This is a genomic window from Pseudomonas sp. Marseille-QA0892 (assembly GCF_054950135.1).
The window spans coordinates 1,120,953-1,143,523 of record NZ_CM143104.1; the positions used below are offsets into that span (position 1 = coordinate 1,120,953).

Here is a 22,571-nt window from a genome sequence, read left to right on the forward strand (position 1 = left end):
CCCATCACGACGTTGAATTAAACTAACGTTTTGTCACTCACCGGGGATTAGCCGTGATCAAATCCAGAGCTGCTGTTGCGTTTGCTCCGAACGAGCCACTAAAGATCGTCGAGGTCGATGTCGAGCCGCCCAAAGCGGGCGAAGTGCTGATCCGCATCGTTGCGACCGGCGTGTGCCACACCGATGCCTACACGCTGTCCGGCGCCGACTCCGAAGGCGTCTTTCCGGCCATCCTGGGCCACGAGGGCGGCGGTATTGTCGAAGCGGTCGGAGACGGCGTGACATCCGTTCAAGTCGGTGACCACGTGATTCCGCTCTACACCGCCGAGTGCGGACAGTGCAAGTTCTGCAAATCCGGCAAAACCAACCTCTGCAGCTCGGTACGGGCCACTCAGGGTAAGGGCTTGATGCCGGACGGCACGAGCCGGTTCTCCTACAACGGCGAACCGATCTATCACTACATGGGTTGCTCGACCTTTTCCGAGTACACCGTTTTGCCGGAAGTCTCGGTCGCGAAGATTCCGAAGGAGGCTCCTCTAGAAAAGGTGTGCCTGCTCGGTTGTGGTGTGACGACCGGCATTGGCGCGGTGCTCAATACCGCCAAAGTGGAAGAAGGCGCGACCGTCGCCATCTTCGGTCTGGGTGGAATCGGTCTCGCAGCCATCATTGGGGCAAAGATGGCCAAGGCATCAAGGATCATCGCCATCGACATCAACCCGGCGAAGTTCGATATTGCGAAGGACCTGGGCGCCACCGATTTCGTAAACCCTAAAGAGCACGACAAGCCGATCCAGGACGTCATCATCGAGATGACGGATGGCGGCGTCGACTATAGCTTCGAGTGCGTGGGTAACGTTCAGTTGATGCGTGCCGCGCTCGAGTGCGCTCACAAGGGCTGGGGCGAATCGATCATCATCGGCGTCGCGGGCGCTGGACAGGAAATCAGCACGCGTCCATTCCAGTTGGTAACCGGCCGCGTCTGGCGTGGAAGTGCGTTCGGCGGCGTCAAGGGACGTACCGAGCTGCCAAGCTACGTCGAAAAATCGCAGAAGGGCGAGATTCCGCTCGATACGTTCATTACCCACACGATGGGATTGGACGACATCAACCATGCCTTCGAACTGATGCATGAAGGCAAGAGCATTCGCTCTGTCATTCACTATTGATTCAGTGGTAGCCGCGGTCTGGTCATTGGACCGGGCCGTGACGTGTCCGCTTGACAGGAGAGCCCATGGAAATCGTTTCCAGTAACAAGAGTTTTGGAGGGTGGCACAAACGCTACCGCCATCGCTCGACTTCGCTCAACTGCGACATGGTGTTTGCGGTATACCTGCCTCCGCAAGCTGAGCAGGGTGCCAAGCTGCCTGTGCTTTATTGGCTCAGCGGGCTGACCTGCACAGATGAGAACTTCATGCAGAAAGCGGGTGCTCAACGCATGGCGGCCGAACTGGGTCTTGTCATCGTTGCGCCCGATACCAGCCCCCGTGGCGAAGGTGTTCCTGACGATCCGGCCGGTGCGTACGATTTCGGCCTCGGCGCCGGCTTCTACGTCAACGCCACCCAGGAGCCGTGGTCCCGTTACTACCGTATGTACGACTATGTGGTGCAGGAGCTGCCAGCGCTGGTCGAAGCAAATTTCCCGGTCTCGGATGCCCGAGCCATCTCCGGCCATTCGATGGGTGGGCACGGTGCGCTGATCTGCGCGCTGAAGAACCCCGGTCGATACCGCTCCGTATCGGCATTTGCGCCGATCACCAATCCCGCTAATGTCCCCTGGGGTGAGAAAGCGTTGGGGCAATATCTGGGTGAGGAGCGAAGCCAGTGGAAGGAATGGGATGCGTGCTCGCTCATCGCCGACGCACAGGAAAGGCTGCCGATTCTGGTGGACCAGGGGGATCGAGATGATTTCCTGGAGGGACAGCTTAAGCCACAGGCTCTTGAAGCTGCGGCGAAGGCGGCTTCTCATCCTCTGACATTGCGAATGCAGCCAGGCTACGATCACAGCTACTACTTCATCGCATCCTTCATCGAGGATCACCTTCGCCACCATGCCGAAGCCCTGAGGGGCTGAGCCAGCCAAGCCGCCCGGTTACGCCGGGCGGCTCGCGGATGGCTACCCGGCGCGTCAGCGAGGCAGGCACGGTTTGGGCTATCATGCTGGCCGAACATTCGTAAGGCAGTCATAACATGCGTATCGGCCACGGCTTCGACGTCCATCGATTTGGTGAGGGCGAGTTCATCGTTCTGGGCGGGGTGCAAATCCCGCATTCGCAAGGGCTGGTTGCTCATTCCGACGGTGATGTCGCGCTCCACGCCCTAAGCGACGCGCTGCTCGGTGCAGCGGCTCTCGGCGACATCGGTCGTCACTTCCCCGATAACGATCCCGCCTACAAGGGTGCGGACAGCCGAGTCCTGCTGCGTCAGGTCGTGTCGCTCATTCACGAGAAGGGCTGGCGCGTCGGTAACGTGGATATCACCATCGCGGCGCAAGCGCCCCGTATGGCACCTCACATCGAGGCCATGCGTTCATGTATTGCCGAAGATCTGCAAAGTGATGTCGGTCAGGTGAACGTGAAAGCGACTACTACCGAGCGACTTGGGTTCGTCGGCCGCGAAGAGGGTATTGCCGTGCACGCTGTTGCGTTGTTGCTGGCCAGATGACCGAAGCAGAGTTGCTGGGGCCTCGCGCCCACGGGGCTGCGTGCGGTTCTGCTGTCCTCAAGGCTACGGCAGAGGATTTTCAGGTCGACGAGGTGTTGGACATTCCGTTGTCGGGCGAGGGCGAGCATCTTTGGCTCTGGGTCGAAAAGCGTGACCTCAATACTGAAGATGCAGCCAGAAAACTGGCCCGCGCTGCACGCTTGCCTCAGCGCGCCGTAAGCTACGCGGGCATCAAGGACAAGCATGCGCTGACGCGCCAATGGTTCAGTCTCCACCTGCCCGGTAAGGCCGACCCCGACCTGTCCGCAGCCGAAGACGACCACCTCAAGATTGCGCGCGTGGTGCGACATCAGCGGAAGCTGCACCGCGGCGCTCATGCGGCGAATGGCTTTACGCTCCGGTTGACTGGCCTGAGCGCCGATCGCGATATGTTGGAGCAGCGGCTTTCAACCATTCAGAATCACGGCGTCCCCAATTATTTCGGGCCGCAGCGTTTCGGCTTCGACGGCGGCAACGTTTCCACTGCGCTGCAGTTTGCGGCCAATGGCGAATTGCCCCATTCGCGCAACCTGCGCTCGCGTACGCTATCAGCGGGGAGAAGCTGGTTGTTCAACCGCGTCCTTGCCCAGCGTGTCGAGGCGCATAGCTGGAACCGAGCCTGTCCAGGCGACCTTCTCGCATTCACGGACAGCCGGAGCTTCTTCCCGGCGGGCGAAGCCGAATGTGCCGATCCCCGCCTGGAAGCACTGGATTTGCACCCAACCGGGCCACTATGGGGAGAGGGCGAGAGCCCCGCCACCCATGCTATACAGGCGCTCGAGCGGGCCGTCGCAGCCGGGCAGCCGGCATTGGCGAATTGGCTAGCGACCGCTGGTCTGACGCACGAACGGCGCATTCTGCGCCTCCCCATAAATCGCCTGGCGTGGCATTATCCCGCACCTGACATTCTGCAACTGGAATTCATCCTGCCATCCGGCTGCTTCGCGACGTCCGTCGTACGCGAACTCGTCGACCTCGTTCCGGCGGGACACATGGACACTTGATGCATATTCTGATCGCCAACGACGACGGGGTGTATGCACCCGGCCTCGCCGCGCTGTACGACGCGCTGGCGGACTATGCCGATTGCAGCGTCGTCGCTCCGATCCAGGACATGAGTGGCGCCAGCAGCGCACTCACGCTGGATCGACCGCTTCATCCCGTGACGATGCCCAATGGCTTCGTTGGGATCAACGGTTCGCCAACCGACTGCGTGCACCTCGGAATGAATGGCTTGCTGCCTCATACGCCCGACCTGGTGGTATCCGGTATCAATCTGGGCGCCAATCTAGGCGACGACGTCCTCTACTCGGGAACCGTAGCCGCAGCTATAGAAGGTCGTTTCTCGGGACGTCCCGCATTTGCGTTCTCATTGGTGTCACGAACACCCGATAACCTGCCTGCCGCTGCACGCATCGCTCGCATGTTGGTGGAAGGGCACGTGAAGCTCGATGTGCCACCTCGCACGGTGCTCAGCGTCAATATTCCAAATCTTCCGTTTGAGCATATCCGCGGGTTCAAACTGACCCGTCTTGGGCACCGCGCCCGCGCCAAGCCGCCGGTCCGAGAAGTAAACCCTCGCGGAAAGGCAGGCTATTGGATATCGGTATCCGGCGATGCCGAGGATGGTGGACCGGGTACCGATTTCCACGCTGTGATGCAGGGGTACGTGTCGATCACGCCGTTGCAGCTGGATCGTACGTTTCATGAGGCCTTCGCAGGCCTCGATAGCTGGCTGGAGGGGCTGTTGTGATGAGCCGTGAGCAAGAAGGGCGGCTTCGTAGCGGCTCAGGGATGACATCCCAGCGTGCCCGAGAGCGCCTGATTCAGCGTCTTACCGACGAAGGGCTTACCGATGCCCGGGTGCTCGATGTGATCCGGCGCACGCCGCGTCACCTGTTCGTCGATGAGGCGCTTTCCCATCGTGCCTATGAAGATTCGTCCCTCCCCATCGGGCACAACCAGACCATCTCCCAACCGTTCATGGTGGCTCGCATGAGCGAGCTACTATTAGCTGCTGGCCCGCTGGACAAGGTGTTGGAGATTGGCACAGGCTCGGGATACCAAACCGCTGTATTGGCTCAATTAGTGGAGCGAGTCTTCTCCGTTGAGCGCATCCAGGCGTTACAGGATCGTGCCAAGGAACGTTTAGTCGAGCTGAAGCTCAGAAACGTGGTGTTTCGGTGGGGCGACGGCTGGGAAGGCTGGCCTGCGCTTGCACCCTACAACGGCATCATCGTGACCGCTGCCGCGACTGAAGTGCCGCAAGCCTTGTTGGATCAACTCGCACCGGGTGGTCGCCTGGTCATTCCAGTTGGTACAGGCGATGTTCAGCACTTGCAGCTGATCATTCGCGAGGCGGATGGTTTTGCGCACTACATGCTCGATCCGGTTCGGTTCGTCCCGCTGCTCAATGGCCCGGTAATCTGATCGGGCCGGCCGTGGCGTAGCCCGCGGCCATTTATCCGATGCGTATCTCTCGGATCAGACGTAAAGGTTTCTGAATGAAAAAGCTCGTATTGCTCTTCGCGAAAGGCGTCGCCATGGGCGCAGCCGACGTGGTCCCTGGCGTGTCCGGCGGGACCATCGCGTTCGTGACCGGCATCTATGATGAATTGCTAAAGTCCATTGCCTCGCTGCCACGCGCCGGTATTGCTGTGCTCCGTGGACGTTTTGCGGAGGCATGGAAGGCAGCTAACGGCTGGTTCCTGCCAGTGCTATTAACCGGGATCCTCTGTAGTCTGGTTACGCTCGCCAAGCTCGTCACCTACCTCCTGGAGTCACATCCAATCCCGATGTGGTCCTTCATGTTTGGGCTTGTGCTCGTTTCGTGTCTTTTGGTGGTTCGTCAAATCACCGCCTGGCGCGCGACTACGGTGGCAGGGCTCGCCGCTGGCGCAATCTTGGGATGGTGGATTACGGTTGCGTCTCCGATCGAGTGGGGCACGGATTACCCAAGCCTGTTCTTCGCTGGGGCCATCGCCATTAGCGCTATGATCCTGCCGGGACTATCGGGTAGCTTCATATTACTGCTCCTAGGTCTTTACCCGTTCATTCTCGCTGCCATTCATACATTCCAGCTCGGTGTACTGGCAGTGTTTGCGTCAGGTTGCGCGTTCGGGTTGCTGGCTTTTGCGCATGTGCTTCGCTGGATGCTCGCTCGCTGGCGCAATGTTGCACTGGCGACGCTTACCGGGATTATGCTCGGTTCGCTAAATAAGGTCTGGCCCTGGAGTCTGCCCGTTGCTGGGTCCGACGTCGCCAGGACGAATGTGCTGCCGTGGACATACGCCGAAATCAGTGGGTATGAGGCGCAACTGCTGTCAGCGATCATCGCTGCGGTTTGTGGCTTCCTGATCGTGGTCATCATCGATCGCGTCGCAAATGCTCAGCCCCGACAAGAGCAGGTTGCCTAAGCCGCTGCTTAGCTTACGCGTAAGACTTCAAGTAAATTGCGAATGTTTACGGCCTTGCGCCGTCTATATGCCAGCACGATATGACAGGAGAGGCGAGTGATTCGCTATAGCGTCCAGCACATGGGAAGTATGGGGCGATGGCTGGGGTTGATCGCCACTGTATTACTTTGTGTTTCGCTGGCAGGGTGCGCAAGCTCATCGGGCGGCGTACAGGTCGTTGACCGCAATGGCCCCACGCGTGAGCCGGTCCGCAGCGGTCAGTACCGTGTCCAGCGGGGTGATACCCTCTATTCCATTGCCTTCCGCTTCGGGTGGGATTGGCGCGCTTTGGCTGCTCATAACAGGATCTCGCAGCCCTTCGTCATCTATCCTGGTCAGGTGATTCGGTTCGGCTCCAGCGCAGCGGCGACCGCCGCGAGTACACCTTCGACGAGCCGTCCTGCTATCTCGAACACGCCCGTAGTCGTGGCACGCCCAGCGCCATCGACTCAACCCGCGCAACCCTCGCGCCCCTCTTCCCCTATAACGCCGGCCCCTGCGCCAAGCCCTGCGCCTAACGTCCCAGCCAATACACCTGTTCAGAAAGTGGCGGTCTCTTCAGCAGGCTGGGGATGGCCTGCGAGCGGCCCCTTGATCGCTCGATTCTCTTCAAACGGGAGTTTGAATAAAGGAATTGATATAGCAGGTGAATTGGGACAGCCTGTCCTCGCTGCGGCTAATGGTACGGTTGTCTACGCGGGTAGCGGGCTCCGAGGCTATGGCGAGCTTCTGATCATCAAGCACAGCGATACATATGTAAGCGCCTATGGGCATAACCGGCGTCTGTTGGTTAAGGAGGGGCAGCAGGTCAAGGTAGGGCAAACCATCGCAGAGATGGGGTCGACAGGGGCCGATCGCGTCAAACTTCATTTCGAGATCCGCCGCCAGGGTAAACCCGTCGATCCATTGCAGTACTTGCCCAGTCGTTGATCCGCTGGCATTTCCTATTCGCGCATAGGGGCTATGGGGTTTCGGTGCCTCGTGGTCCGGGAGCATCGAGACTTGTTGTCGAACTCGGTAAGGGACAACAACAATGGCTCTCGAAGAAGAAGTGCCTAGTTTTGAGATCGACGATGATGTGTTTTTGCTTGAGCGTAACGGCGCTTCAGAGTCAAAATCTCGCTCATCTGCGCGTTCATCGGGCGTAGGGTCCAGCCAGTCGTCGCGCTATACCGATCACAATCGGGTGCTTGACGCTACTCAGCTCTATCTCAACGAGATCGGCTTCTCCCCGTTGCTTACGCCGGAGGAGGAGGTCCATTTTGCACGGCTTGCCCAGAAGGGTGATCCCGCCGGGCGAAAGCGGATGATCGAGAGCAACCTGCGGCTTGTCGTCAAGATCGCTCGCCGGTACGTCAACCGTGGCCTGTCTCTGCTCGATCTGATTGAAGAGGGCAATCTCGGCCTGATCAGGGCAGTCGAGAAATTCGATCCAGAACGCGGCTTCAGGTTCTCGACTTACGCAACCTGGTGGATTCGGCAGACTATCGAGCGCGCGATCATGAATCAGACGCGAACGATCCGCCTACCCATTCACGTTGTGAAAGAACTAAACGTCTATCTGCGTGCCGCACGGGAGTTGACGCAGAAGCTCGATCATGAGCCTTCGCCGGAAGAGATTGCCAATCTGTTAGACAAGCCTGTGAGCGAAGTCAAGCGGATGCTGGGTCTCAATGAGCGCGTCACCTCGGTCGATGTGTTCCTCGGGCCCGACTCGGACAAAACTCTTCTTGATACTCTCACTGATGATCGCCCGACAGATCCATGTGAGTTGCTTCAGGATGACGACCTCAGTCAAAGCATCGACCAGTGGCTTTCTGAATTAACGGAAAAGCAGCGCGAGGTCGTCGTGCGTAGGTTCGGCCTCCGTGGGCATGAGAGCAGTACGCTGGAGGAAGTAGGGCAGGAGATCAGCCTTACACGAGAGCGTGTCCGCCAGATCCAAGTGGAGGCACTCAAGCGCCTGCGTGAGATATTGGAGCGAAACGGACTTTCGAGCGACGCGCTGTTCCAATAAGCAGCCGCTGAAATGAAAAAGGGCGCCATTCGCGTCCTTTTCTTTGTTTAGAAAACCAAGCTGGCGCCTCGGTAGCACTGAATCGAACTGGAAACGAAGAAGGGCAGCCATTGGCTGCCCTTCTTCATGAACCGACAGATGTCGAACGATCAGCGCTCCAGGTGTTGGAGCTTATCCTTCTTACCGTCCCAGTCCGCCGCATCTGGCAGGGGGTCCTTGCGCTCGGTGATGTTCGGCCACACCTCAGCGAGTTCGGCATTCAGCTCGACGAAGTTCTGCATGCCATCAGGCACCTCGTCTTCCGAGAAGATGGCTTGAGCCGGGCACTCGGGTTCACACAGTGCACAGTCGATGCACTCGTCCGGATGGATCACCAGAAAGTTGGGGCCTTCGTAGAAACAGTCTACCGGGCAGACTTCCACGCAATCGGTGTATTTGCACTTGATGCAGTTGTCGGTGACGACGAAGGTCATTCAGATTCTCTCCTCAAGCGGTCGGTGGCCGTCTACGCAGCACATACGACCGGAAAACGATCGCGTCGGCTCAGGCTTTGTGACCGGCGATCCGTAAGCGCGCGGGATTCTAGCAGCTTGTTTCATACGATGTCAGATCCGCTGCTTCCATGCATATAACAAATCCATTGCTTGACGGGGTGTAAGGTCGTCCGGATCCAGACGCTCGAGTTCTTCGAGTACCGGATGTGGCAGGCTGGCGAACAGGTCGCTTTGCATCGGTGCCGCAGGTTGCCCTGGTTTTGCACGTGGCGTCTCGTGGGGCAGGCTTGTCGTTTCCAGCCTTGATAGGTGCTCACGTGCCCGGTCGATTACCGAGCCCGGGACACCCGCTAGCTGAGCAACCGCAAGCCCATAACTTTGGCTTGCTGGGCCTGGCAGAACGTGGTGAAGAAAGACGATTCGTTCGTTGTGCTCGGTTGCGTTCAAGTGCACGTTGGCGACTGTAGGCTGACTTTCAGGCAATACGGTGAGTTCGAAGTAGTGCGTAGCGAAGAGCGTCCAGGCGCGTAGCCGGGCCAGATGCTCGGCGGCGGACCAAGCGAGGGACAGGCCGTCGAAGGTACTCGTCCCTCGCCCCACTTCATCCATAAGCACCAGGCTACGGTCGGTGGCGTTGTTCAGGATGTTTGCAGTTTCGCTCATTTCAACCATGAACGTCGAACGACCACCGGCCAGGTCATCGGATGAGCCGATTCGTGTGAAGATCCTGTCTACCATAGACAGCTCGCATTTCGCAGCCGGTACAAAACTCCCGATGTGCGCCATGAGTGTGATCAGTGCTGTCTGACGCATGTACGTCGACTTGCCACCCATGTTCGGGCCAGTGATAACCAGCATCCGGGTGTTCTGATCGAGATGGACATCGTTTGCCACGAACGGCGTGTCGAGTACTTGTTCAACGACTGGGTGACGGCCCTGCTCAATAGTAAGGGACGGCTCCTCCACGAAACGTGGCCGGTTGAGGTCCAGGTTCAGGGCGCGCTCGGCAAGGTTGGATAGGACGTCGAGTTCCGCCAATGCGGCTGCTGTTTCCTGGAGTGGCGCCAGCTCCCCGATCAACGTCTCCAGCAGCTGTTCGTACAGCAGCTTTTCGCGGGCGAGCGCACGACTCTTCGCTGACAGCGCCTTGTCTTCGAATGCCTTGAGCTCTGGTGTAATGAAGCGCTCGGCGCCCTTCAGCGTCTGGCGGCGGATGTAATCGGCGGGCGCCTGCTCAGCCTGCACGCGTGGCAGCTCGATAAAATAGCCATGAATCCGGTTATAGCCGACTTTCAAGTTCGACAGGCCGGTCCGTGCGCGTTCCCGTGCTTCCAAGTCCATCAGGAACTGACCCGCGTTCTCACTGAGCGAAAGCAGCTCATCGAGCTCGGGATCGTAGCCGGCCTTCAATACGCCACCATCGCGAATGACCGCAGGGGGGGTGTCGACAATTGCTCTGGCCAAGAGGTCCGCAAGATGCGGGTACGTTCGGATGCTCGTCGCCAGCTCGCCCAGATGTGACGCAACCAGTTCCCGCATGTTTTCCTGCAGGTCGGGCAATACGGCGAGGCCGTCGCGCAGGCGTGCAAGGTCTCGAGGTCTTGCATTCCGCAGACCGATGCGCGCAAGCACACGCTCGACGTCGCCGATATCCTTCAGCTGAGGCTGCAGCTGTTCGAATCGATAGTGTTCGAGCAAGCAGGTTATGGAGTCTTGCCGAGCCTCCAGTATCGCTTTGTCCCGCAGCGGCCTGTTGAGCCAGCGCGTCAGTAGCCGGCTCCCCATGGCCGTCTGGCAGCGATCGATAACCGACTGCAGCGTGTTGTCGCGGCCGCCTGCCAGATTGGTGTCGAGCTCGAGGTTGCGACGGCTCGCAGCGTCCATGATGACCGTGTCATCCAGCCGCTCATGTCGCAGCCCGCGGAGGTGGGGCAGGGCGGTCCTCTGTGTTTCCTTCGCGTAAGCCAGCAGGCACCCCGCTGCGCCGATGGCGAGTTTGAGGCCTTCACAACCAAAGCCTTTGAGGTCCTGTGTTCCGAATTGCTGGCAGAGGCTCTTATGCGCGCTGTCGCGATCGAAGTCCCATGGGGCGCGACGTCGGGCGCCCCGGCGCTTTTCGGCCGGCAATCCCTGAGGCCAGTCGTCCGGGATCAGCAGTTCAGCTGGATTCAGACGTTCAAGCTCAGCTAGGAGGTTTTCCCAGCCTGCGATCTCCTGAACACTGAAGCGGCCGCTCGTAATGTCCAGGGCGGCCAGGCCGAAACGGCGCTCATCCCCAACGACGGCGGCCAGCAGGTTGTCACGTCGTTCATCGAGCAGCGCTTCATCGCTGACCGTACCGGGGGTAATGATGCGGACCACTTGCCGCTCGACTGGGCCCTTGTTGGTCGCCGGGTCGCCGATCTGCTCGCAGATGACGACGGACTCACCCAGCTTCACCAGTCGTGCCAGATAGCCTTCGGCGGAGTGAAACGGAATGCCCGCCATCGGGATGGAGGAACCGGCGGACTGCCCGCGGGCGGTGAGGGTGATATCTAGCAGGCGCGCTGCTTTCTTTGCGTCCTCATAGAACAACTCGTAGAAGTCGCCCATGCGATAGAACATCAACTGGTCGGGATACTGGTTCTTCAGCCGCCAATATTGCTGCATCATTGGCGTGTGGGCTGAGAGGTCGGAATTGCTGGGCTCTCTGGACATCTGTCTTTTTGAAATCTCGGAATTGTCTAATACTACACCGAACGTTTCGGCATATCAGGCGCTTGGGCTATGTCGATTTGGCGGTCACGGATGTAGCGCGCTGTCATCCGGGCGTCGGTGTGGCCTGCTAGTTTCTGCGCATCCTTACCTTGCTTTTTGGCGTCGGTCAGTGACTTCGCGCGCAGGTCATGGATTCGAACGTCCTCAATGCCTGCCGCCTTTCTGGCCTCAGCGAACGCATCCTTTACGGTTGAATAGGACGTTTGCCGGCCGCCGCCCCTTGTGCAGAACAACGTCAGCCCGCGCACCTTCCTCGGCAGTGCCTTGGTGCGGTCTATGACCTCCTGTATGTCAGGGGTCATTCCAACGATCAGGCGCGCCCCTGTCTTCTGCTGCTTGAACGCAATCCCTTCCTCGGTGATATCTGCCAGTCTGATGGCGAGCACATCGCCAACGCGCTGCCCGGTCAGGTAGCACATCTCAAATATGCATCGCATGTACTCGCTGCAATGACTCAAGATCGCCTGGAATTCAGCGTCGGTCATGTACCTGTCGCGTTTCGATTCCACGTGCCGACGAACACCAATGCAGGGGTTCGACTCCACCAGCTGCCACTCAAGCGCGTGCTGGAAGACTACTCGTAGGAAAGAGATCACCCGGTTCGCCATGCTCGGCGTCTTCGCCATGTCCATCTTGATCGCGGCGACATGCTTCGGCATCACTTGGTGCGGCTCAAACTCGGCGAAGATCTCCTTCAGCCGATCCGCGGCTTGCCGGTACTGGGTCACAGTGTTCGGCGCCCAGTTGGGTGTCATGTGCTCGAGCACCTTCTCGATCAGGCCGGGCATTCCTCCTTGCTCTGCCTGGCTTGTGATCCGGGCGTACGCCAGTAGGGCATCTTGATAATCCTTCCCCAGGGACTTCCATTTCCCCTTTTTCACGTAGTAATACGCGCCGTGCTTCATGTACATACACGCAGGAAGGTGCCGGTCCGTTTTCCTTGGTCTCATCGCGCTCACCTATCAGGAGCCGGTCAGTCTAAGCCTTGGCTCTTTTGCTGTCTTCATCCCGCCAAGTCGCGCGATAACGATTTCGCGCAACACCTTTGGCTTGCCATCACCGCCCACCGCGAAACCATACCGCTCGGCTTCGAGCCATTTGATTTGCGCGCTGGGCTTCGTGTAGCCGGTAAGGTCGGCCACCTCGTCTGCTGTCAGAAACATGCGTCAATCCTCCGCGCAGGTCAGCGCCTGCACGCTTGGTAGGGTTGGGGTAGGGGTGGGGTTACTTGGCGGCTAGGGCAGCGGCCAGGATTGATTCGTGCTGACGGACGGTCATGAGGTCTTCCGACTGCCAGCCATCACGCGGTTTTCTGGACAGCCTGACAAGGCTGATTTTCCGCCCGGTGCCTGAAGTTGTGGTGTACCGCGTACCAACCACCTCCACCTCTTCCACGGCGGGCTGGTCGGCGGCGAGTAGGGCTTGACCGCTAGCAAGCTCTCTCGACGAGCAGAGTCCGCTCTTCTCAGCCGCCCAGATCAAGGTACTAAACAACTCACGCGGCACGTTCACGGTGTCAGTCATTGCCTTCTCCTTTCGCCAGGGCGGCGTTCGCGATGTAAGCAGCCCAATTCATAGTGCCGGTGACCATGTCTGATGGCTTATAGATTTGCGCTTCAAGAACACGAACCATCGCTAAACGCTCATCCTGTCGATTAGCCTCGGCAGGCGCGGGAGGGGCGACATGCGAAAGTAACTCGCGAGCGGCCGCATACACATACGGCTTCAGGTCGGTCTGGCCTTCCTTGATCGTGAACCCGTTACGCATAAAAACTTCGCGGATCAGGTCATCCGGCACCGTCGCGGCCTGCTCCGTGCGGCGGTTCCACTCAGCGTGATCGGCAACAACCATCCAGCCGGGGCATTCTTCGTCCGGGCAACTGGCAAAAGATGGCTCGGAGCGAGCTGGTTCACCGCAAAACGGGCAGGACTTGAGTTGTTCAGTCACGACGCACCCCCTTCCTGCTGCACGGCGTTGAGTCGTTCAGCTTCGCAATCCGGAGAAGGGTAATCATCCGAATGGAAATACTGGTCCAGCGCATCGATCAGTGAGACCAGGGCTTTTTCCTTGGCATCATGAGTTTTAGCCTCAATCCACGCGGCAAATGGTGCATACGGCAGTCGCTCAGGCATCACGATCCGCGCAGGGGCGGCGGAGGCGTAGAGCGGAGCTAGGAGGCTGCCAGGGCTTGCCCACATCCATTCGCGTGCCAGCGGTCCAGCCTCGATACCCTCACGCCTCGCCTTATCGAAGTTCACGAACGCCTGCGGGTTGGCATACGCAACAGGGGCCTGGCTCTCATACGCTACGAGCTTTGCGCGTAGCTGCTCCAGCTCAGCGCTTTCCTGCGCCATCCGCTCCACCCATCCCGCCCTGGCGCTGGCCTTATCCAGCCCCTTCGTATCGTTCTCAAACCATTGCTCGAACTGTTCTTGTTCGCTCATTTGAAACTCCATAAAAAGTTATATAGGGGAGGGGTGGAGACGGCTATCAGGAACAGCGAGATGAGTAGGAGGCCCAGCAGGTCGCGAATCAGGTTCATGCCCGAATTCCTCTGTCCATCCGCTGCTGGCGATGAATCACCGCCCAGTTCGCACGACTGTCGTGGAACCCGGCCATCCAGGCGCAGCGCTTACCAATTTGCGTAACGGGGAACGGGCAGGAGGACTCTTCAGCAGCCCTCTTGCCCATTGCATATTCGTGGGCGTACTTCATGGGGTACTCCTGCGCCGGGGTGGCGCGAAGGCGAGTTAGGCGGCGTTTCGGCGCACAGCTACTACAGCGCCAAGGCCGGATCTTTCGAGGGCTGCTACGTTCGCGATGCCGTAGGCGATCAGGCAAATGGGGGCGCCTGAATTGAAGGGGGCGCGCGAACCATCAACACGATGGAAATGCGGTCGACCTTGAATGAACAGGATAGCGTCAGCGACACCCCAGACAGTCTCGTAGAACATGGCCGTCTCGGTTCGGGCTGGTATCAAAGCGATGCCGTTCCCGTGGGATGCCAGCTTGCGCATCCACTTCACTGCCTCTCGACCGAATGGAGGGTTCATCCAGACTCGTCCTAGCCATTCCTTGGCAAGACCATCGTCTTCAAGGCAATAGTGCTTGCCTGCAGTAGGCCAAGGTCTTCGAGACTCATGGGGTGAGCACGGATCAAGATCGAAACAGCCTAGCTTGGCCAAGATGTCAGGCGGTGTCAGCCATTCATCTGTACCCATATTGGGCGACTGGTGCCCGGACATACTCACAGGCGCCTCCCTGCCTTGCGGCACGAATTGAATTGATAGGGGTCTATGAGCGGTCCGGCTGGTTGACCAAGGATGATCCTGGCCGGGCTCTATCACCTTTTACCGTGGTTTTGGTGATAGCCGTATTTTGCCTCTGCTGCGATGCGCGCCTGTTTCGCCTCAAACTTGAGACGAAATGCGCCTAGCTGTACTAGCTTTCCGTCTACACCGATGCTTGCATGCCAGCGGCCGGTGTCTTTGTGGTATCGAACACCGTTCGCACCGCTTCGACTCCTGCTGCTCAGCTTCCTGTTTTTGGAGTTTTCCTGTGTGGTTACTTGCCGAAGATTTTCCCAGCAGTTGTTCGTTCTTTCGCCATTGATGTGGTCGACTTCATCGATGGGGTGCGATCCAGTCATGTAAAGAACAGCCAAGCGATGAAGCTGATAGCGCTTGCCAAGCAGCCAGACCTCTAAATATCCATTTGAATTTGGTCGACCAGCTACGTCACCCGTTTCAGCTTTGGGCGGGGCGATTATCCAGCGGAATTCGCCTATCTGCGGGTCGTAAGAGAGTCGTTCCTTGAGTTGAGATTGGGTAACTAGCCTTGATGGATCTCTTGTCTTCGCCACCATCTGTTTTCCTCCAAATTGGGTCTGGCTCGACGATTTCGTCGCCTGGATCTCGGCGTATCATCAGCAGGCTTTTCTCAATAAATTTGCGCTCCACGGATTTGCTTAACGCCGTAATGTGGAGTGCAGGCGGAGCAAAGTAGGGCGCCGATCCCTCGGGGCCCAGGGCGTGCAGGTGATGAAGCATCAACGTCATCGCCTCGCCCTGTTCCTCGATGCCGTGCCATCGCATCAGGTCTGCCAGGCATTGCCGGGTACCGGCCAGGGTACGCATCCGCAGCTCTTCTTCACCGCGGGCCTTGCGTCGGTCAGCGCAATCGGCGGATCGTTGCTGCTGGGTTTTAGCCATACACACCTCGACTTGCTCGAGTAGCCACCGACTTCGCATGCGCCTGAGCCTTTCGCTCAGGGCAGCTGATCCGGAACTTGTGCTTACGATCGCCGCCCATGATGGGTAGCGTCTGGATGGGGCCGCGTTTGGCCTCGAACTCCGCTGTCTTCGCGTCGATAAACGCTCGGCATTGCTGGCGGGCGTCAATGGCGGGCTGATCGATCATGTTTCACCCCAGCTTCAGCGCCGGTTTCGTCTCAAGGCGGGCGCCGGGCACCTCATGGCCTGCCTTGATCGCGTCGGCAATCGCCGTCTTGTTCGGCTCCTTCTTCCAGCGCACGAAGTCGCTGTCTTCGGGCAGCAAGGATTCATCGTCGATGACTACTGACGGTCGACCCTTCTGCAGCTTGGCCGTGAAGCTGCCATCCAGCGCCTTGATTTCGCTGATTCCGGCGCGCTCCATGTTGCTGCGCAGGTAGTCACGCAAACCTGCTTCACGCTTCTCCAGTGCCTTGCGGCGATCCGATATGCGTTTCTCGACGGCCTTGATGCTGTCGATCTCGGCAGACAGGTTCAGGGCGAACGCGGCTACTGCCTGACCCTTCTGGATGACTTCACCTTCAAGTGCTTCCAGGGTGTCGCGGACGACTTCTTCGGGGAGGTCGGCGTCGGCCAGGTGATCCAGCGCGCCGCGGTATTGTTCGGTCAGGTGGTAAAGACTCATGCTCATGATGACGCCTCCAAAGGAAAGGGCGCCGAAGCGCCCAAGATGGTCAATCGAAGGGAATATCATCCCAATCAGCAGGCGGGGCGGATTGGCTGTTTCCACTGTGACTTTCATAGCTATTCGACTGCTGACCCAGTGGGCGCCGGTCAACCAAAGGTTTGTTCATGACCTGCTGAACCATTTTTTCCAGCTTGGCTGCGGCAGGCTTCTTCGGGTCGAGGATTTCTGATGCGGTCTTCTCTGACTCAGCAGAGAAAGGCGCGAAGATCGTCGGGCGCGGGATGCCTTTTTCGCTCTTCTTCTCGATCTCCATCTGAATCAGCAGGCCGACTTCCTTGTTCATCAGCTCAGGGAAGCCATACACCGGAGTCTTAACGCGCTGGTTCAGCTCCTTGTCCCACTTCTCGACTTCAATTAATTGCGGTGCCCCTACGTTGCGTAGGGATAGGCAGGCCATCAGGGCATTGAGCAACTGGTGCCCACCGTCGTTCTTCGTGCCGTGCTGGTAGCTCAGGTTCAAGTAGAGCTGAGCCTCAGCGCCTTCGCGGCTTTTAAAGGTGAAGCCGATGCCGGTCGACCCGGTCTCTTGCTTCTCCATGTATTCGGCGCGAGTGAAGGCGCCAATGTACTTGCCGGCCTCATCAATGAACGCAGACTTGTTGTCTGCGGCGCGGGCAGCGTTTTGGTCTAGTGCAAACATGGTTTCTCCTTGGGGGTTAGGCGTGTGTCGCCAAGGCTTGCGCAACAGGCCAGCCAAGCGTGTAAATGCGGGTGCGAACAGTGCTAGGGTTCAGTCCTAGCCGTTCGCAGTGTTCGGGGATGGTTGCCGTAATGCCGTCATGCTCGAAGCTGGCCGTGTTGCGCTTGTTGCGGCCTTGCTGCTTCGCTGACTCCCAACGGCAATTGCCTGGCTCGTAGTTGCCGTCGTTATCCTTGCGGCCAAGCGTCGTTCCGGATGGTCTTTCGCCCATGTCCGCATAGAAGCCCTCGAATGACTTCCATGTCTCATGGACCGCGATCCCGCGACCCCCATAGTCAGCAAACTTGTGATTCGCCGGATTAATGCAGCGCGTGAGCATTGACGACCAAGACCTGTAGGTCGGCGTGCCGTGCATGGCGTGCCGCGTCTTGTTCTGAGCGGTGGCCACGGAGCGCTGGCAGCCGCAGCTTGTGGTATGGCCTCGCCGCAGGTTGCCGAGCAATGCTTTCGACTCGACTCCGCAGTCGCAACGGCAAAGCCATACGGCCTGACCCTTCAATCGGCTGTGTAGGGAAAGCGCGACGAGCATCCCGAAGCGATGCCCTGTGAGGTCGAGCGGCCTCACGCAACCTCCTCCAGTTCGTAGAAGCTCGTGATCGCCTCGTCAACGAGGGCCAAGTCATTGTCGATGTGGCGGTCTGCGAACATGCCGATTGGACTCTTGCAGCAGTCCTGCCCGTTAGTTTGCGTGCTGAAGTAGTACTGCGCATCACGCACTTCGGTGCGCAGCACGATGGTGAAATAGCCTTCCGGAACCAGAGTCTGGTCAACCATTTTGCCGACGGTCTTCATTCGCACGTTGCCGAAGTCATCCGTCTGCGTGTGAGCTAGGATGTATACGCGGCGATGATCGGCAAGGCCGCCAGCTGCAGTGAAGATATTCCAAGCGTTTTTGCCGATGTCTGAGAACTTGGTGAAGCCGGTTTCGGTGCTGCGGCCCATCAGCTCGTTGACCATCACGGCCTGGTAGTCATCGATCACGATAATTTCGTGGGGCGAGGCCCGCATGATCTTTTCGATCATCGCCGGGTTGTCCGTGCGGATCACATTGCCCTCATCCTTGAGGTCCTTGCGGGTCTTCCAGCCGGTAGCGCGGAACGGAAGCGGCTTCTTGATGCACTGGATAAGGAGGGTCTTGGCTGGGTCGAGGTTGCGCAAGCTGGTCGATTTTCCACTGCCTGAGCTCCCAAGGATCAACGTTGCAATGCTCATGGGGTGTTACCTCTCTTGGTTGTCCCACTGCCGCTGGATGCGGGCGGCTTCGGCTTCGTACTGTTCACGCTGGTCGCCGGTAAATTGCTCGGGGCGAAACTCGCCGGTCTGCATCCAGTCGAGCTGGGCAGCTAATACGGGAGAGTTCATGTCTATCTCCGCGCCAGAACGGCGCTGGTGGGGTTAGTACTGGTGACGATTCCGAACTTCCCAAGCCTGGGGGTTAGTGGGGTACGTCTGGCGCACCGGATGCAGGGAGTAAAGCGTTCCCATGTCTACAGCGGCTTGCTCAGCGCGCTGCTGTGTGCGCTCACGAAGGGCTTTGAGTTCGGTGTCGGTGAGGGGAGGGTTTAGGATTCGCATGCGTCCTCCGGGGGAGCGGGCAGTGGCATCCAATGAGTAATATCGCCTTCGCCAACCGAGAGATGTGTTAGCTCACCCCAATTGTCCACGCACTCATACCAGCCTGCGGGCCAGTAGCTTTGATCGGCTTCCTCGTCGTAGTCAGCGGGGCAATCACAATCCCAGCCGTCTTCGGCGGCCTTGGTTTTCGGCGCTATATACTCAGCCCGAATTCGCCGCCCCTTCCCATGGCTATTGGTGTAGTAGGCAAGCACTGTGCGCTCACTGACTGGTAATTGATCGTTCGCATTGATCCACTGGCTCATACCCTGAACTCCACCACCTTCGCCTGCCTGACCACCTTCATGTGTCCTGGCAGATCGCGGACATAAAAAAGGCCTTGCTGCTGCAAAGCCTTGATGAGGTCGTTTCGGCTATCAGCCTTGGGTTTGGTCATGCGACTTGCTCCGATGCCGCGTGCCGACAGGTGATATTGATTGGCTCGCCTTTCCACCCTTCTTGGCGCGCTGCCATTCGGGCTATGAATTTTGCTTCGGTCTGGCTCTGTGCTTCGACCTGTATCGCGTATGCAGGCTGGCGAGAGGACCGAGGCCACTCCATCTCAACGTCGTAAATCATGCTCGCCTCCGTGCGGCGTCCATTTCGTGATTGAATTCAGCCAGTGCTTGGCGCTGGCTTCGTATGTTTGCGGCTCGACGCTTGGCTTCCTCTTCCATGAACTCGGCACGGTGGTAGCTCACTACGTCAGCCAGACGGTCAAGGCCGTTGGCAAGCTCTGGCGATACGCGGGATATGGTTGCCATCAGCTGCGGCCACTGCTTGTGGTCGATCATCAGGTAGGCGTGGCAGAGGTCGAACCCTGCGCCAGAGTCGAGCCACTGGGCCGCGTGCTCGGCGTAGGCTTTACAGGTGTCCTCGTCGCGCTCATCGATCTGCGCGTGGACTACCTCTTCAAGCTTGTGCTGTAACTGGTCGAAGAACATGGCTTTCTCCAGGCATGGCAAACCCTTCCGTGATTGCTGGAATCCGGTAGGGTTCGGGGATAAGGGGGGGGTGATGTGGGCGGCCTGTACCGATCTCAGGCTTCATGGGCGGGAGTCGAACCCGCAACGCAGACGTTTTACCGCCCCGTTCTACCGGTGAACTACACATGCCACGATCCAGTTCACCCGGCCTAGGAACCCGGTCACCTGTTCGCTTCGCGTATCGGTCTACGCATTCACCCACATCGAAAAGCCACCTGCTTTCCGCAGGCCTCGCTATCTGTCCTCAAGCGGCTTTTCTGATGTCGGCTGGTTACGCCAGCCACTCGTTAGAACACAAACCGTTGAACCTGCCCGGCCCGCATCGGCACCGCTCGCCCATTTGCCGGACGACACGGCGCCTCCTGCCTTCTCACAGGCTGGCGATCAAGATGTAGCAGCATCACGACCGATACGATGGCTACCCATATCCAGTGCTTGTCGGTCATGGCTGCACTCCTTGCATGGCGGCGTCGATGGCATCGCGAACAGTCTTGTACGGGCCATCTATCATCCAGCGGTTACCCTCATGGATACCTTCGAAGCCATAAGCTTCGCTTTCGAGGTCCAGTCGATCCAGCCGCTCGGCATCCTTCTTCAGCGCATCCCGCTCAGCTAGAAGGGCGTCGTAGTCATCCGCGTCAACGAATGGGCCGTCTTTCATCTCAACGATGCCGGACTCAAATCCGCACATCCCGTACCGCTTCACCTGCTTGCTCATCTCACTCACCCAATAACCAATGCTTCATCAACTTTCCGCATGACCCTGAACTGAGCCATGCGACGTTCAACTGGGTCAGGCGCCGGCCAGGTCGTGCGGTCCTGCCAGTCATACGTGCGAAACATCGTGTTGATCACCACCCTGCCATCCTTGTCGACCAGACGTTGCAGTCGCTCTGCAAAAGAGTTCGCCATGTCCTTACCCTCTTGAAATTCCCAAAGCACCCTGTCGCCAAGGTGCTTCAGTGAATCGCTTATCTCCGCAGGCTTCGTGCGCTCAGCCCTCGATGCTGATGGCTGCTGTCCGCTACTGGCGGTAGGCAGCTGCTAGCCTGCTTCGCGTTGGTGGCATGTGCTCCAACGGCTGGTCATCACGTACCAGCTCGGGAGGGAATGTTTTGCTCCCATGTGTACCGGCTGACCGGGATTCCCTCGGGAGGATCTTGGCGGTTGTAAAGAGCGGTGGCTTTTCAGGGCCTGAAGCGTGTCTCGCTTCGATGGAGTGAACTCTACAACCCAAAATTGTAGCCTGCAAGTGAAAGTTGTAATTTTCTTCGAAGAAATTTCAATCCGCGCACCGAGGCACCGCCGAGGCCCTTTTGAGGGAATCAGGAATCAGGAATCAGGAATCAGGAATCAGGAATCAGGAATCAGGAATCAGGAATCAGGAATCAGGAATCAGGAATCAGGAATCAGGAATCAGGAATCAGCCCGGCTTGTAGGGTGCTAGGCCGGGCCTAGGCTCGTACATTGGCTGGAGGGCGCGGAATAGAGGGGTTAAGCGGATACAAAAAACCCCGCTTGGTGCGGGGCTTGGATTAGCTTCGCGAAGTCCGCTACGCGGCTTGCAATGCCTCTGTCAGGCGAGCAGGCGTGCTGAAGATAACGACCGATGCGCACTCAGCAAGTGCGGAAGCGGCCTTGGATATCTCGTTAGCCTGAGCCTGCTCGAGCACAACCGTCCTACGGATACCTGGTATTGCGTTTTTGATGTCGATCATCTTGCCCAGCGCCTGATAGACCGAAGGCCAGTGCGGTGCATCCGCTGTCGCGCTGATGGTCTGCACAACCTGGACATCGGCGGTATCTACACCCAGAGCAAATGGGAACTTGAGCTGATGCCCGCTCGCTCCGGTCAGGGTGAAGTTGCGCTTAACCTTTCCAGGGAACGCCTGCTTTAGTGCTGTTGAAACTATCCTTTCGAAACGGGATTCGCCGGCAGCCTGCCACTGCCCGCAGGCGTAACTGATGGCTGCAGCCGCATCGATCATCTGTGTTAGGTAGAAAGGCGCGTCCTGCTCATCGCAAGCAACAAAAAGCTCGCCATCGTCTGAGAGCTGCACATGGTTATCTGCGGCGATGGTGGCTAGGCGACGGCCCCGCGCGGCTGTTGGCTGAATACCAACGGTCATCGCATGAAAGAGCGTGTCGGCATTATCAGAAATTCGCACGCGCCCCCGCCCTATGTCTTCGACATAGGCGCCTATTAGGTTTCCGTCATAAGGTACTGTTACATGGCTTTCCATGTAGACCAGACCGTCATTAACCGGAACGCAGGTGAGAGCGAGTGCGTTCCCAAGCTCCACGCAATTCATATCAGCCTCAGCTGGCCGTCTTGGCCTATCTCATCAGGAAGATTTAGGTTGGGTGCGTCGAGAATATTGGCACGCTTAAGGAATAGCTGCCAGAGCTGCTCGGCGGGTTGACGATCCAGCGGCTCAGCATAGCCATATGAGGCCTCCAGCACCGGAACGTGCATATGCGGATGGCCGATCGTTTGTTGGTAGAAGGGCATTCCTCGGCCCACCTTATTGCGGTGGCGAGTGAACCCGCCGTCATCAACCGCGAAAGAGCGTGAGCTTTGCACGAATAGCCCAAAGTACAGCCGCTCGGGTGCTCCATCCAGCTTGCCCGCCTTGTACTCAAGCTGTGCAAACATTCCTTCGATTGTTCGCTCGCCAACTTGAAGCGCTGCGCGAAACTTATAGGTTGACGGCCAGCGATGCACCGAAGTCATCACCCATTCGATGCGGTCGGGCCCCAGCCAGCGCTTGCTCGCATCTATTCCTTCAATCGCCTCACTGTACGGGATCAACCAGTCGCTCCTTTGACCGCATCGGGTTCTAAACCCCTGACCTTCGGTGCCACCA

33 protein-coding genes are annotated in these 22,571 nt (G+C 58.5%); 10 read left to right on the forward strand and 23 right to left on the reverse strand.

Annotated features, from left to right (window positions below):
- Positions 1-53 precede the first annotated feature (53 nt).
- The 9 genes from ACY8D3_RS05060 (at position 54) to rpoS (ending at position 8,172) form a co-directional block, all read left to right on the forward strand.
- Complete coding sequence (locus tag ACY8D3_RS05060) at positions 54-1,166, forward strand: S-(hydroxymethyl)glutathione dehydrogenase/class III alcohol dehydrogenase (RefSeq protein WP_462382188.1); 1,113 nt, start codon at positions 54-56, stop codon at positions 1,164-1,166.
- 65 nt (positions 1,167-1,231) lie between these two features.
- A complete protein-coding gene (gene fghA / locus ACY8D3_RS05065) occupies positions 1,232-2,071 on the forward strand; it encodes an S-formylglutathione hydrolase (RefSeq protein WP_462382190.1) in 840 nt (279 codons plus the stop codon).
- 116 nt (positions 2,072-2,187) lie between these two features.
- Positions 2,188-2,661, forward strand: a complete 474-nt coding sequence (gene ispF / locus ACY8D3_RS05070; protein ID WP_462382192.1) for a 2-C-methyl-D-erythritol 2,4-cyclodiphosphate synthase — start codon at positions 2,188-2,190, stop codon at positions 2,659-2,661.
- Positions 2,658-3,704 carry a tRNA pseudouridine(13) synthase TruD gene (truD, locus tag ACY8D3_RS05075; protein ID WP_462382194.1) on the forward strand — a complete coding sequence of 349 codons (1,047 nt, stop codon included), beginning with the start codon at positions 2,658-2,660 and terminating at the stop codon, positions 3,702-3,704. Before ispF ends, truD begins: the two co-directional genes overlap by 4 nt.
- A complete protein-coding gene (gene surE, locus ACY8D3_RS05080) occupies positions 3,704-4,453 on the forward strand; it encodes a 5'/3'-nucleotidase SurE (RefSeq protein ID WP_462382196.1) in 750 nt (249 codons plus the stop codon). Before truD ends, surE begins: the two co-directional genes overlap by 1 nt.
- 41 nt (positions 4,454-4,494) lie before the next feature.
- Positions 4,495-5,130, forward strand: coding sequence for a protein-L-isoaspartate(D-aspartate) O-methyltransferase (locus ACY8D3_RS05085; protein WP_462384249.1), 636 nt, complete (start codon positions 4,495-4,497; stop codon positions 5,128-5,130).
- A gap of 74 nt (positions 5,131-5,204) precedes the next feature.
- Positions 5,205-6,116, forward strand: a complete 912-nt coding sequence (locus tag ACY8D3_RS05090) for a DUF368 domain-containing protein (protein ID WP_462382198.1) — start codon at positions 5,205-5,207, stop codon at positions 6,114-6,116.
- A gap of 120 nt (positions 6,117-6,236) precedes the next feature.
- Positions 6,237-7,085, forward strand: a complete 849-nt coding sequence (locus tag ACY8D3_RS05095; RefSeq protein ID WP_462384251.1) for a peptidoglycan DD-metalloendopeptidase family protein — start codon at positions 6,237-6,239, stop codon at positions 7,083-7,085.
- A gap of 103 nt (positions 7,086-7,188) precedes the next feature.
- On the forward strand, positions 7,189-8,172 hold the full coding sequence (gene rpoS, locus ACY8D3_RS05100) for an RNA polymerase sigma factor RpoS (protein ID WP_462382200.1): 984 nt from the start codon (positions 7,189-7,191) through the stop codon (positions 8,170-8,172).
- 149 nt (positions 8,173-8,321) lie between these two features.
- On the opposite strand, the gene fdxA is transcribed toward rpoS, so the two are convergent.
- The 10 genes from fdxA to ACY8D3_RS05150 all read right to left on the reverse strand — a co-directional run bounded on the left by fdxA (position 8,322) and on the right by ACY8D3_RS05150 (position 15,289).
- A complete protein-coding gene (gene fdxA / locus ACY8D3_RS05105) occupies positions 8,322-8,645 on the reverse strand; it encodes a ferredoxin FdxA (RefSeq protein ID WP_462382202.1) in 324 nt (107 codons plus the stop codon).
- A gap of 132 nt (positions 8,646-8,777) precedes the next feature.
- A complete protein-coding gene (gene mutS, locus ACY8D3_RS05110; RefSeq protein ID WP_462382204.1) occupies positions 8,778-11,363 on the reverse strand; it encodes a DNA mismatch repair protein MutS in 2,586 nt (861 codons plus the stop codon).
- Between the two features lie 32 nt (positions 11,364-11,395).
- Positions 11,396-12,373, reverse strand: a complete 978-nt coding sequence (locus ACY8D3_RS05115; RefSeq protein WP_462382206.1) for a tyrosine-type recombinase/integrase — start codon at positions 12,371-12,373, stop codon at positions 11,396-11,398.
- Between the two features lie 12 nt (positions 12,374-12,385).
- Entirely contained in the window at positions 12,386-12,586 is a 201-nt protein-coding gene (locus ACY8D3_RS05120; protein WP_462382208.1) for a DUF4224 domain-containing protein, read from the reverse strand.
- Positions 12,587-12,647: 61 nt separating this feature from the next.
- Positions 12,648-12,947, reverse strand: a complete 300-nt coding sequence (locus ACY8D3_RS05125; protein ID WP_462382210.1) for a hypothetical protein — start codon at positions 12,945-12,947, stop codon at positions 12,648-12,650.
- Positions 12,940-13,371, reverse strand: coding sequence for a hypothetical protein (locus ACY8D3_RS05130; RefSeq protein ID WP_462382212.1), 432 nt, complete (start codon positions 13,369-13,371; stop codon positions 12,940-12,942). The genes ACY8D3_RS05125 and ACY8D3_RS05130 overlap by 8 nt, the downstream gene beginning before the upstream one ends.
- Positions 13,368-13,868, reverse strand: coding sequence for a hypothetical protein (locus tag ACY8D3_RS05135; protein ID WP_462382214.1), 501 nt, complete (start codon positions 13,866-13,868; stop codon positions 13,368-13,370). The genes ACY8D3_RS05130 and ACY8D3_RS05135 overlap by 4 nt, the downstream gene beginning before the upstream one ends.
- 94 nt (positions 13,869-13,962) lie before the next feature.
- Positions 13,963-14,139, reverse strand: a complete 177-nt coding sequence (locus ACY8D3_RS05140) for a hypothetical protein (RefSeq protein WP_462382216.1) — start codon at positions 14,137-14,139, stop codon at positions 13,963-13,965.
- A gap of 35 nt (positions 14,140-14,174) precedes the next feature.
- Positions 14,175-14,669 (reverse strand): DNA N-6-adenine-methyltransferase, encoded by a 495-nt coding sequence (locus ACY8D3_RS05145; protein WP_462384252.1) that lies wholly within the window; start codon positions 14,667-14,669, stop codon positions 14,175-14,177.
- A 98-nt stretch (positions 14,670-14,767) separates the two neighbouring features.
- The gene (locus ACY8D3_RS05150; RefSeq protein WP_462382218.1) at positions 14,768-15,289 is read right to left on the reverse strand and encodes an HNH endonuclease; all 522 of its coding nucleotides are present in this window, start codon (positions 15,287-15,289) and stop codon (positions 14,768-14,770) included.
- A gap of 175 nt (positions 15,290-15,464) precedes the next feature.
- On the opposite strand from ACY8D3_RS05150, the gene ACY8D3_RS05155 reads away from it, so the two are divergent.
- Positions 15,465-15,659, forward strand: coding sequence for a hypothetical protein (locus tag ACY8D3_RS05155; protein WP_462382220.1), 195 nt, complete (start codon positions 15,465-15,467; stop codon positions 15,657-15,659).
- A gap of 187 nt (positions 15,660-15,846) precedes the next feature.
- Here the strand turns inward: ACY8D3_RS05155 and ACY8D3_RS05160 are convergent, their stop codons facing one another.
- The 13 genes from ACY8D3_RS05160 to ACY8D3_RS05220 form a co-directional block, all read right to left on the reverse strand.
- A complete protein-coding gene (locus tag ACY8D3_RS05160; RefSeq protein ID WP_462382222.1) occupies positions 15,847-16,347 on the reverse strand; it encodes a siphovirus Gp157 family protein in 501 nt (166 codons plus the stop codon).
- A 43-nt stretch (positions 16,348-16,390) separates the two neighbouring features.
- Positions 16,391-17,101, reverse strand: coding sequence for a hypothetical protein (locus ACY8D3_RS05165; protein ID WP_462382224.1), 711 nt, complete (start codon positions 17,099-17,101; stop codon positions 16,391-16,393).
- A complete protein-coding gene (locus ACY8D3_RS05170) occupies positions 17,061-17,669 on the reverse strand; it encodes a hypothetical protein (protein WP_462382226.1) in 609 nt (202 codons plus the stop codon). The genes ACY8D3_RS05165 and ACY8D3_RS05170 overlap by 41 nt, the downstream gene beginning before the upstream one ends.
- On the reverse strand, positions 17,666-18,316 hold the full coding sequence (locus ACY8D3_RS05175; protein ID WP_462382228.1) for an ATP-binding protein: 651 nt from the start codon (positions 18,314-18,316) through the stop codon (positions 17,666-17,668). Before ACY8D3_RS05175 ends, ACY8D3_RS05170 begins: the two co-directional genes overlap by 4 nt.
- A gap of 6 nt (positions 18,317-18,322) precedes the next feature.
- Positions 18,323-18,466 (reverse strand): hypothetical protein, encoded by a 144-nt coding sequence (locus tag ACY8D3_RS05180; protein WP_462382229.1) that lies wholly within the window; start codon positions 18,464-18,466, stop codon positions 18,323-18,325.
- 33 nt (positions 18,467-18,499) lie between these two features.
- A complete protein-coding gene (locus tag ACY8D3_RS05185; protein WP_462382230.1) occupies positions 18,500-18,679 on the reverse strand; it encodes a hypothetical protein in 180 nt (59 codons plus the stop codon).
- Positions 18,667-18,984, reverse strand: coding sequence for a DUF551 domain-containing protein (locus tag ACY8D3_RS05190; protein ID WP_462382232.1), 318 nt, complete (start codon positions 18,982-18,984; stop codon positions 18,667-18,669). The genes ACY8D3_RS05185 and ACY8D3_RS05190 overlap by 13 nt, the downstream gene beginning before the upstream one ends.
- Positions 18,981-19,115 carry a hypothetical protein gene (locus ACY8D3_RS05195; protein ID WP_462382234.1) on the reverse strand — a complete coding sequence of 45 codons (135 nt, stop codon included), beginning with the start codon at positions 19,113-19,115 and terminating at the stop codon, positions 18,981-18,983. The genes ACY8D3_RS05190 and ACY8D3_RS05195 overlap by 4 nt, the downstream gene beginning before the upstream one ends.
- A gap of 178 nt (positions 19,116-19,293) precedes the next feature.
- Entirely contained in the window at positions 19,294-19,662 is a 369-nt protein-coding gene (locus ACY8D3_RS05200; protein WP_462382236.1) for a hypothetical protein, read from the reverse strand.
- A gap of 484 nt (positions 19,663-20,146) precedes the next feature.
- Positions 20,147-20,422: a hypothetical protein gene (locus ACY8D3_RS05205; RefSeq protein WP_462382238.1), complete on the reverse strand. Its 276-nt coding sequence runs from the start codon at positions 20,420-20,422 to the stop codon at positions 20,147-20,149.
- 5 nt (positions 20,423-20,427) lie between these two features.
- Positions 20,428-20,616, reverse strand: coding sequence for a hypothetical protein (locus ACY8D3_RS05210; protein ID WP_462382239.1), 189 nt, complete (start codon positions 20,614-20,616; stop codon positions 20,428-20,430).
- Positions 20,617-21,257: 641 nt separating this feature from the next.
- A complete protein-coding gene (locus ACY8D3_RS05215) occupies positions 21,258-22,016 on the reverse strand; it encodes a DUF1828 domain-containing protein (RefSeq protein WP_462382241.1) in 759 nt (252 codons plus the stop codon).
- Entirely contained in the window at positions 22,013-22,516 is a 504-nt protein-coding gene (locus ACY8D3_RS05220) for a hypothetical protein (protein WP_462382243.1), read from the reverse strand. Before ACY8D3_RS05220 ends, ACY8D3_RS05215 begins: the two co-directional genes overlap by 4 nt.
- Positions 22,517-22,571 lie beyond the last annotated feature (55 nt).

What these genes read in the sequence shown, in the direction of transcription:
- fghA (WP_462382190.1), top strand. Translation starts at nt 1,232, where the DNA reads ATGGAAATCGTTTCCAGTAACAAGAGTTTTGGAGGGTGGCACAAACGC.
- ispF (WP_462382192.1), top strand. Translation starts at nt 2,188, where the DNA reads ATGCGTATCGGCCACGGCTTCGACGTCCATCGATTTGGTGAGGGCGAG.
- truD (WP_462382194.1), top strand. Translation starts at nt 2,658, where the DNA reads ATGACCGAAGCAGAGTTGCTGGGGCCTCGCGCCCACGGGGCTGCGTGC.
- surE (WP_462382196.1), top strand. Translation starts at nt 3,704, where the DNA reads ATGCATATTCTGATCGCCAACGACGACGGGGTGTATGCACCCGGCCTC.
- ACY8D3_RS05085 (WP_462384249.1), top strand. Translation starts at nt 4,495, where the DNA reads ATGACATCCCAGCGTGCCCGAGAGCGCCTGATTCAGCGTCTTACCGAC.
- ACY8D3_RS05090 (WP_462382198.1), top strand. Translation starts at nt 5,205, where the DNA reads ATGAAAAAGCTCGTATTGCTCTTCGCGAAAGGCGTCGCCATGGGCGCA.
- ACY8D3_RS05095 (WP_462384251.1), top strand. Translation starts at nt 6,237, where the DNA reads ATGGGAAGTATGGGGCGATGGCTGGGGTTGATCGCCACTGTATTACTT.
- rpoS (WP_462382200.1), top strand. Translation starts at nt 7,189, where the DNA reads ATGGCTCTCGAAGAAGAAGTGCCTAGTTTTGAGATCGACGATGATGTG.
- fdxA (WP_462382202.1), bottom strand. Translation starts at nt 8,645, where the DNA reads ATGACCTTCGTCGTCACCGACAACTGCATCAAGTGCAAATACACCGAT.
- mutS (WP_462382204.1), bottom strand. Translation starts at nt 11,363, where the DNA reads ATGTCCAGAGAGCCCAGCAATTCCGACCTCTCAGCCCACACGCCAATG.
- ACY8D3_RS05115 (WP_462382206.1), bottom strand. Translation starts at nt 12,373, where the DNA reads ATGAGACCAAGGAAAACGGACCGGCACCTTCCTGCGTGTATGTACATG.
- ACY8D3_RS05120 (WP_462382208.1), bottom strand. Translation starts at nt 12,586, where the DNA reads ATGTTTCTGACAGCAGACGAGGTGGCCGACCTTACCGGCTACACGAAG.
- ACY8D3_RS05125 (WP_462382210.1), bottom strand. Translation starts at nt 12,947, where the DNA reads ATGACTGACACCGTGAACGTGCCGCGTGAGTTGTTTAGTACCTTGATC.
- ACY8D3_RS05135 (WP_462382214.1), bottom strand. Translation starts at nt 13,868, where the DNA reads ATGAGCGAACAAGAACAGTTCGAGCAATGGTTTGAGAACGATACGAAG.
- ACY8D3_RS05140 (WP_462382216.1), bottom strand. Translation starts at nt 14,139, where the DNA reads ATGAAGTACGCCCACGAATATGCAATGGGCAAGAGGGCTGCTGAAGAG.
- ACY8D3_RS05145 (WP_462384252.1), bottom strand. Translation starts at nt 14,669, where the DNA reads ATGTCCGGGCACCAGTCGCCCAATATGGGTACAGATGAATGGCTGACA.
- ACY8D3_RS05150 (WP_462382218.1), bottom strand. Translation starts at nt 15,289, where the DNA reads ATGGTGGCGAAGACAAGAGATCCATCAAGGCTAGTTACCCAATCTCAA.
- ACY8D3_RS05155 (WP_462382220.1), top strand. Translation starts at nt 15,465, where the DNA reads ATGAAGCATCAACGTCATCGCCTCGCCCTGTTCCTCGATGCCGTGCCA.
- ACY8D3_RS05160 (WP_462382222.1), bottom strand. Translation starts at nt 16,347, where the DNA reads ATGAGCATGAGTCTTTACCACCTGACCGAACAATACCGCGGCGCGCTG.
- ACY8D3_RS05175 (WP_462382228.1), bottom strand. Translation starts at nt 18,316, where the DNA reads ATGAGCATTGCAACGTTGATCCTTGGGAGCTCAGGCAGTGGAAAATCG.
- ACY8D3_RS05180 (WP_462382229.1), bottom strand. Translation starts at nt 18,466, where the DNA reads ATGAACTCTCCCGTATTAGCTGCCCAGCTCGACTGGATGCAGACCGGC.
- ACY8D3_RS05185 (WP_462382230.1), bottom strand. Translation starts at nt 18,679, where the DNA reads ATGCGAATCCTAAACCCTCCCCTCACCGACACCGAACTCAAAGCCCTT.
- ACY8D3_RS05190 (WP_462382232.1), bottom strand. Translation starts at nt 18,984, where the DNA reads ATGAGCCAGTGGATCAATGCGAACGATCAATTACCAGTCAGTGAGCGC.
- ACY8D3_RS05195 (WP_462382234.1), bottom strand. Translation starts at nt 19,115, where the DNA reads ATGACCAAACCCAAGGCTGATAGCCGAAACGACCTCATCAAGGCTTTG.
- ACY8D3_RS05200 (WP_462382236.1), bottom strand. Translation starts at nt 19,662, where the DNA reads ATGTTCTTCGACCAGTTACAGCACAAGCTTGAAGAGGTAGTCCACGCG.
- ACY8D3_RS05205 (WP_462382238.1), bottom strand. Translation starts at nt 20,422, where the DNA reads ATGAGCAAGCAGGTGAAGCGGTACGGGATGTGCGGATTTGAGTCCGGC.
- ACY8D3_RS05210 (WP_462382239.1), bottom strand. Translation starts at nt 20,616, where the DNA reads ATGGCGAACTCTTTTGCAGAGCGACTGCAACGTCTGGTCGACAAGGAT.
- ACY8D3_RS05215 (WP_462382241.1), bottom strand. Translation starts at nt 22,016, where the DNA reads ATGAATTGCGTGGAGCTTGGGAACGCACTCGCTCTCACCTGCGTTCCG.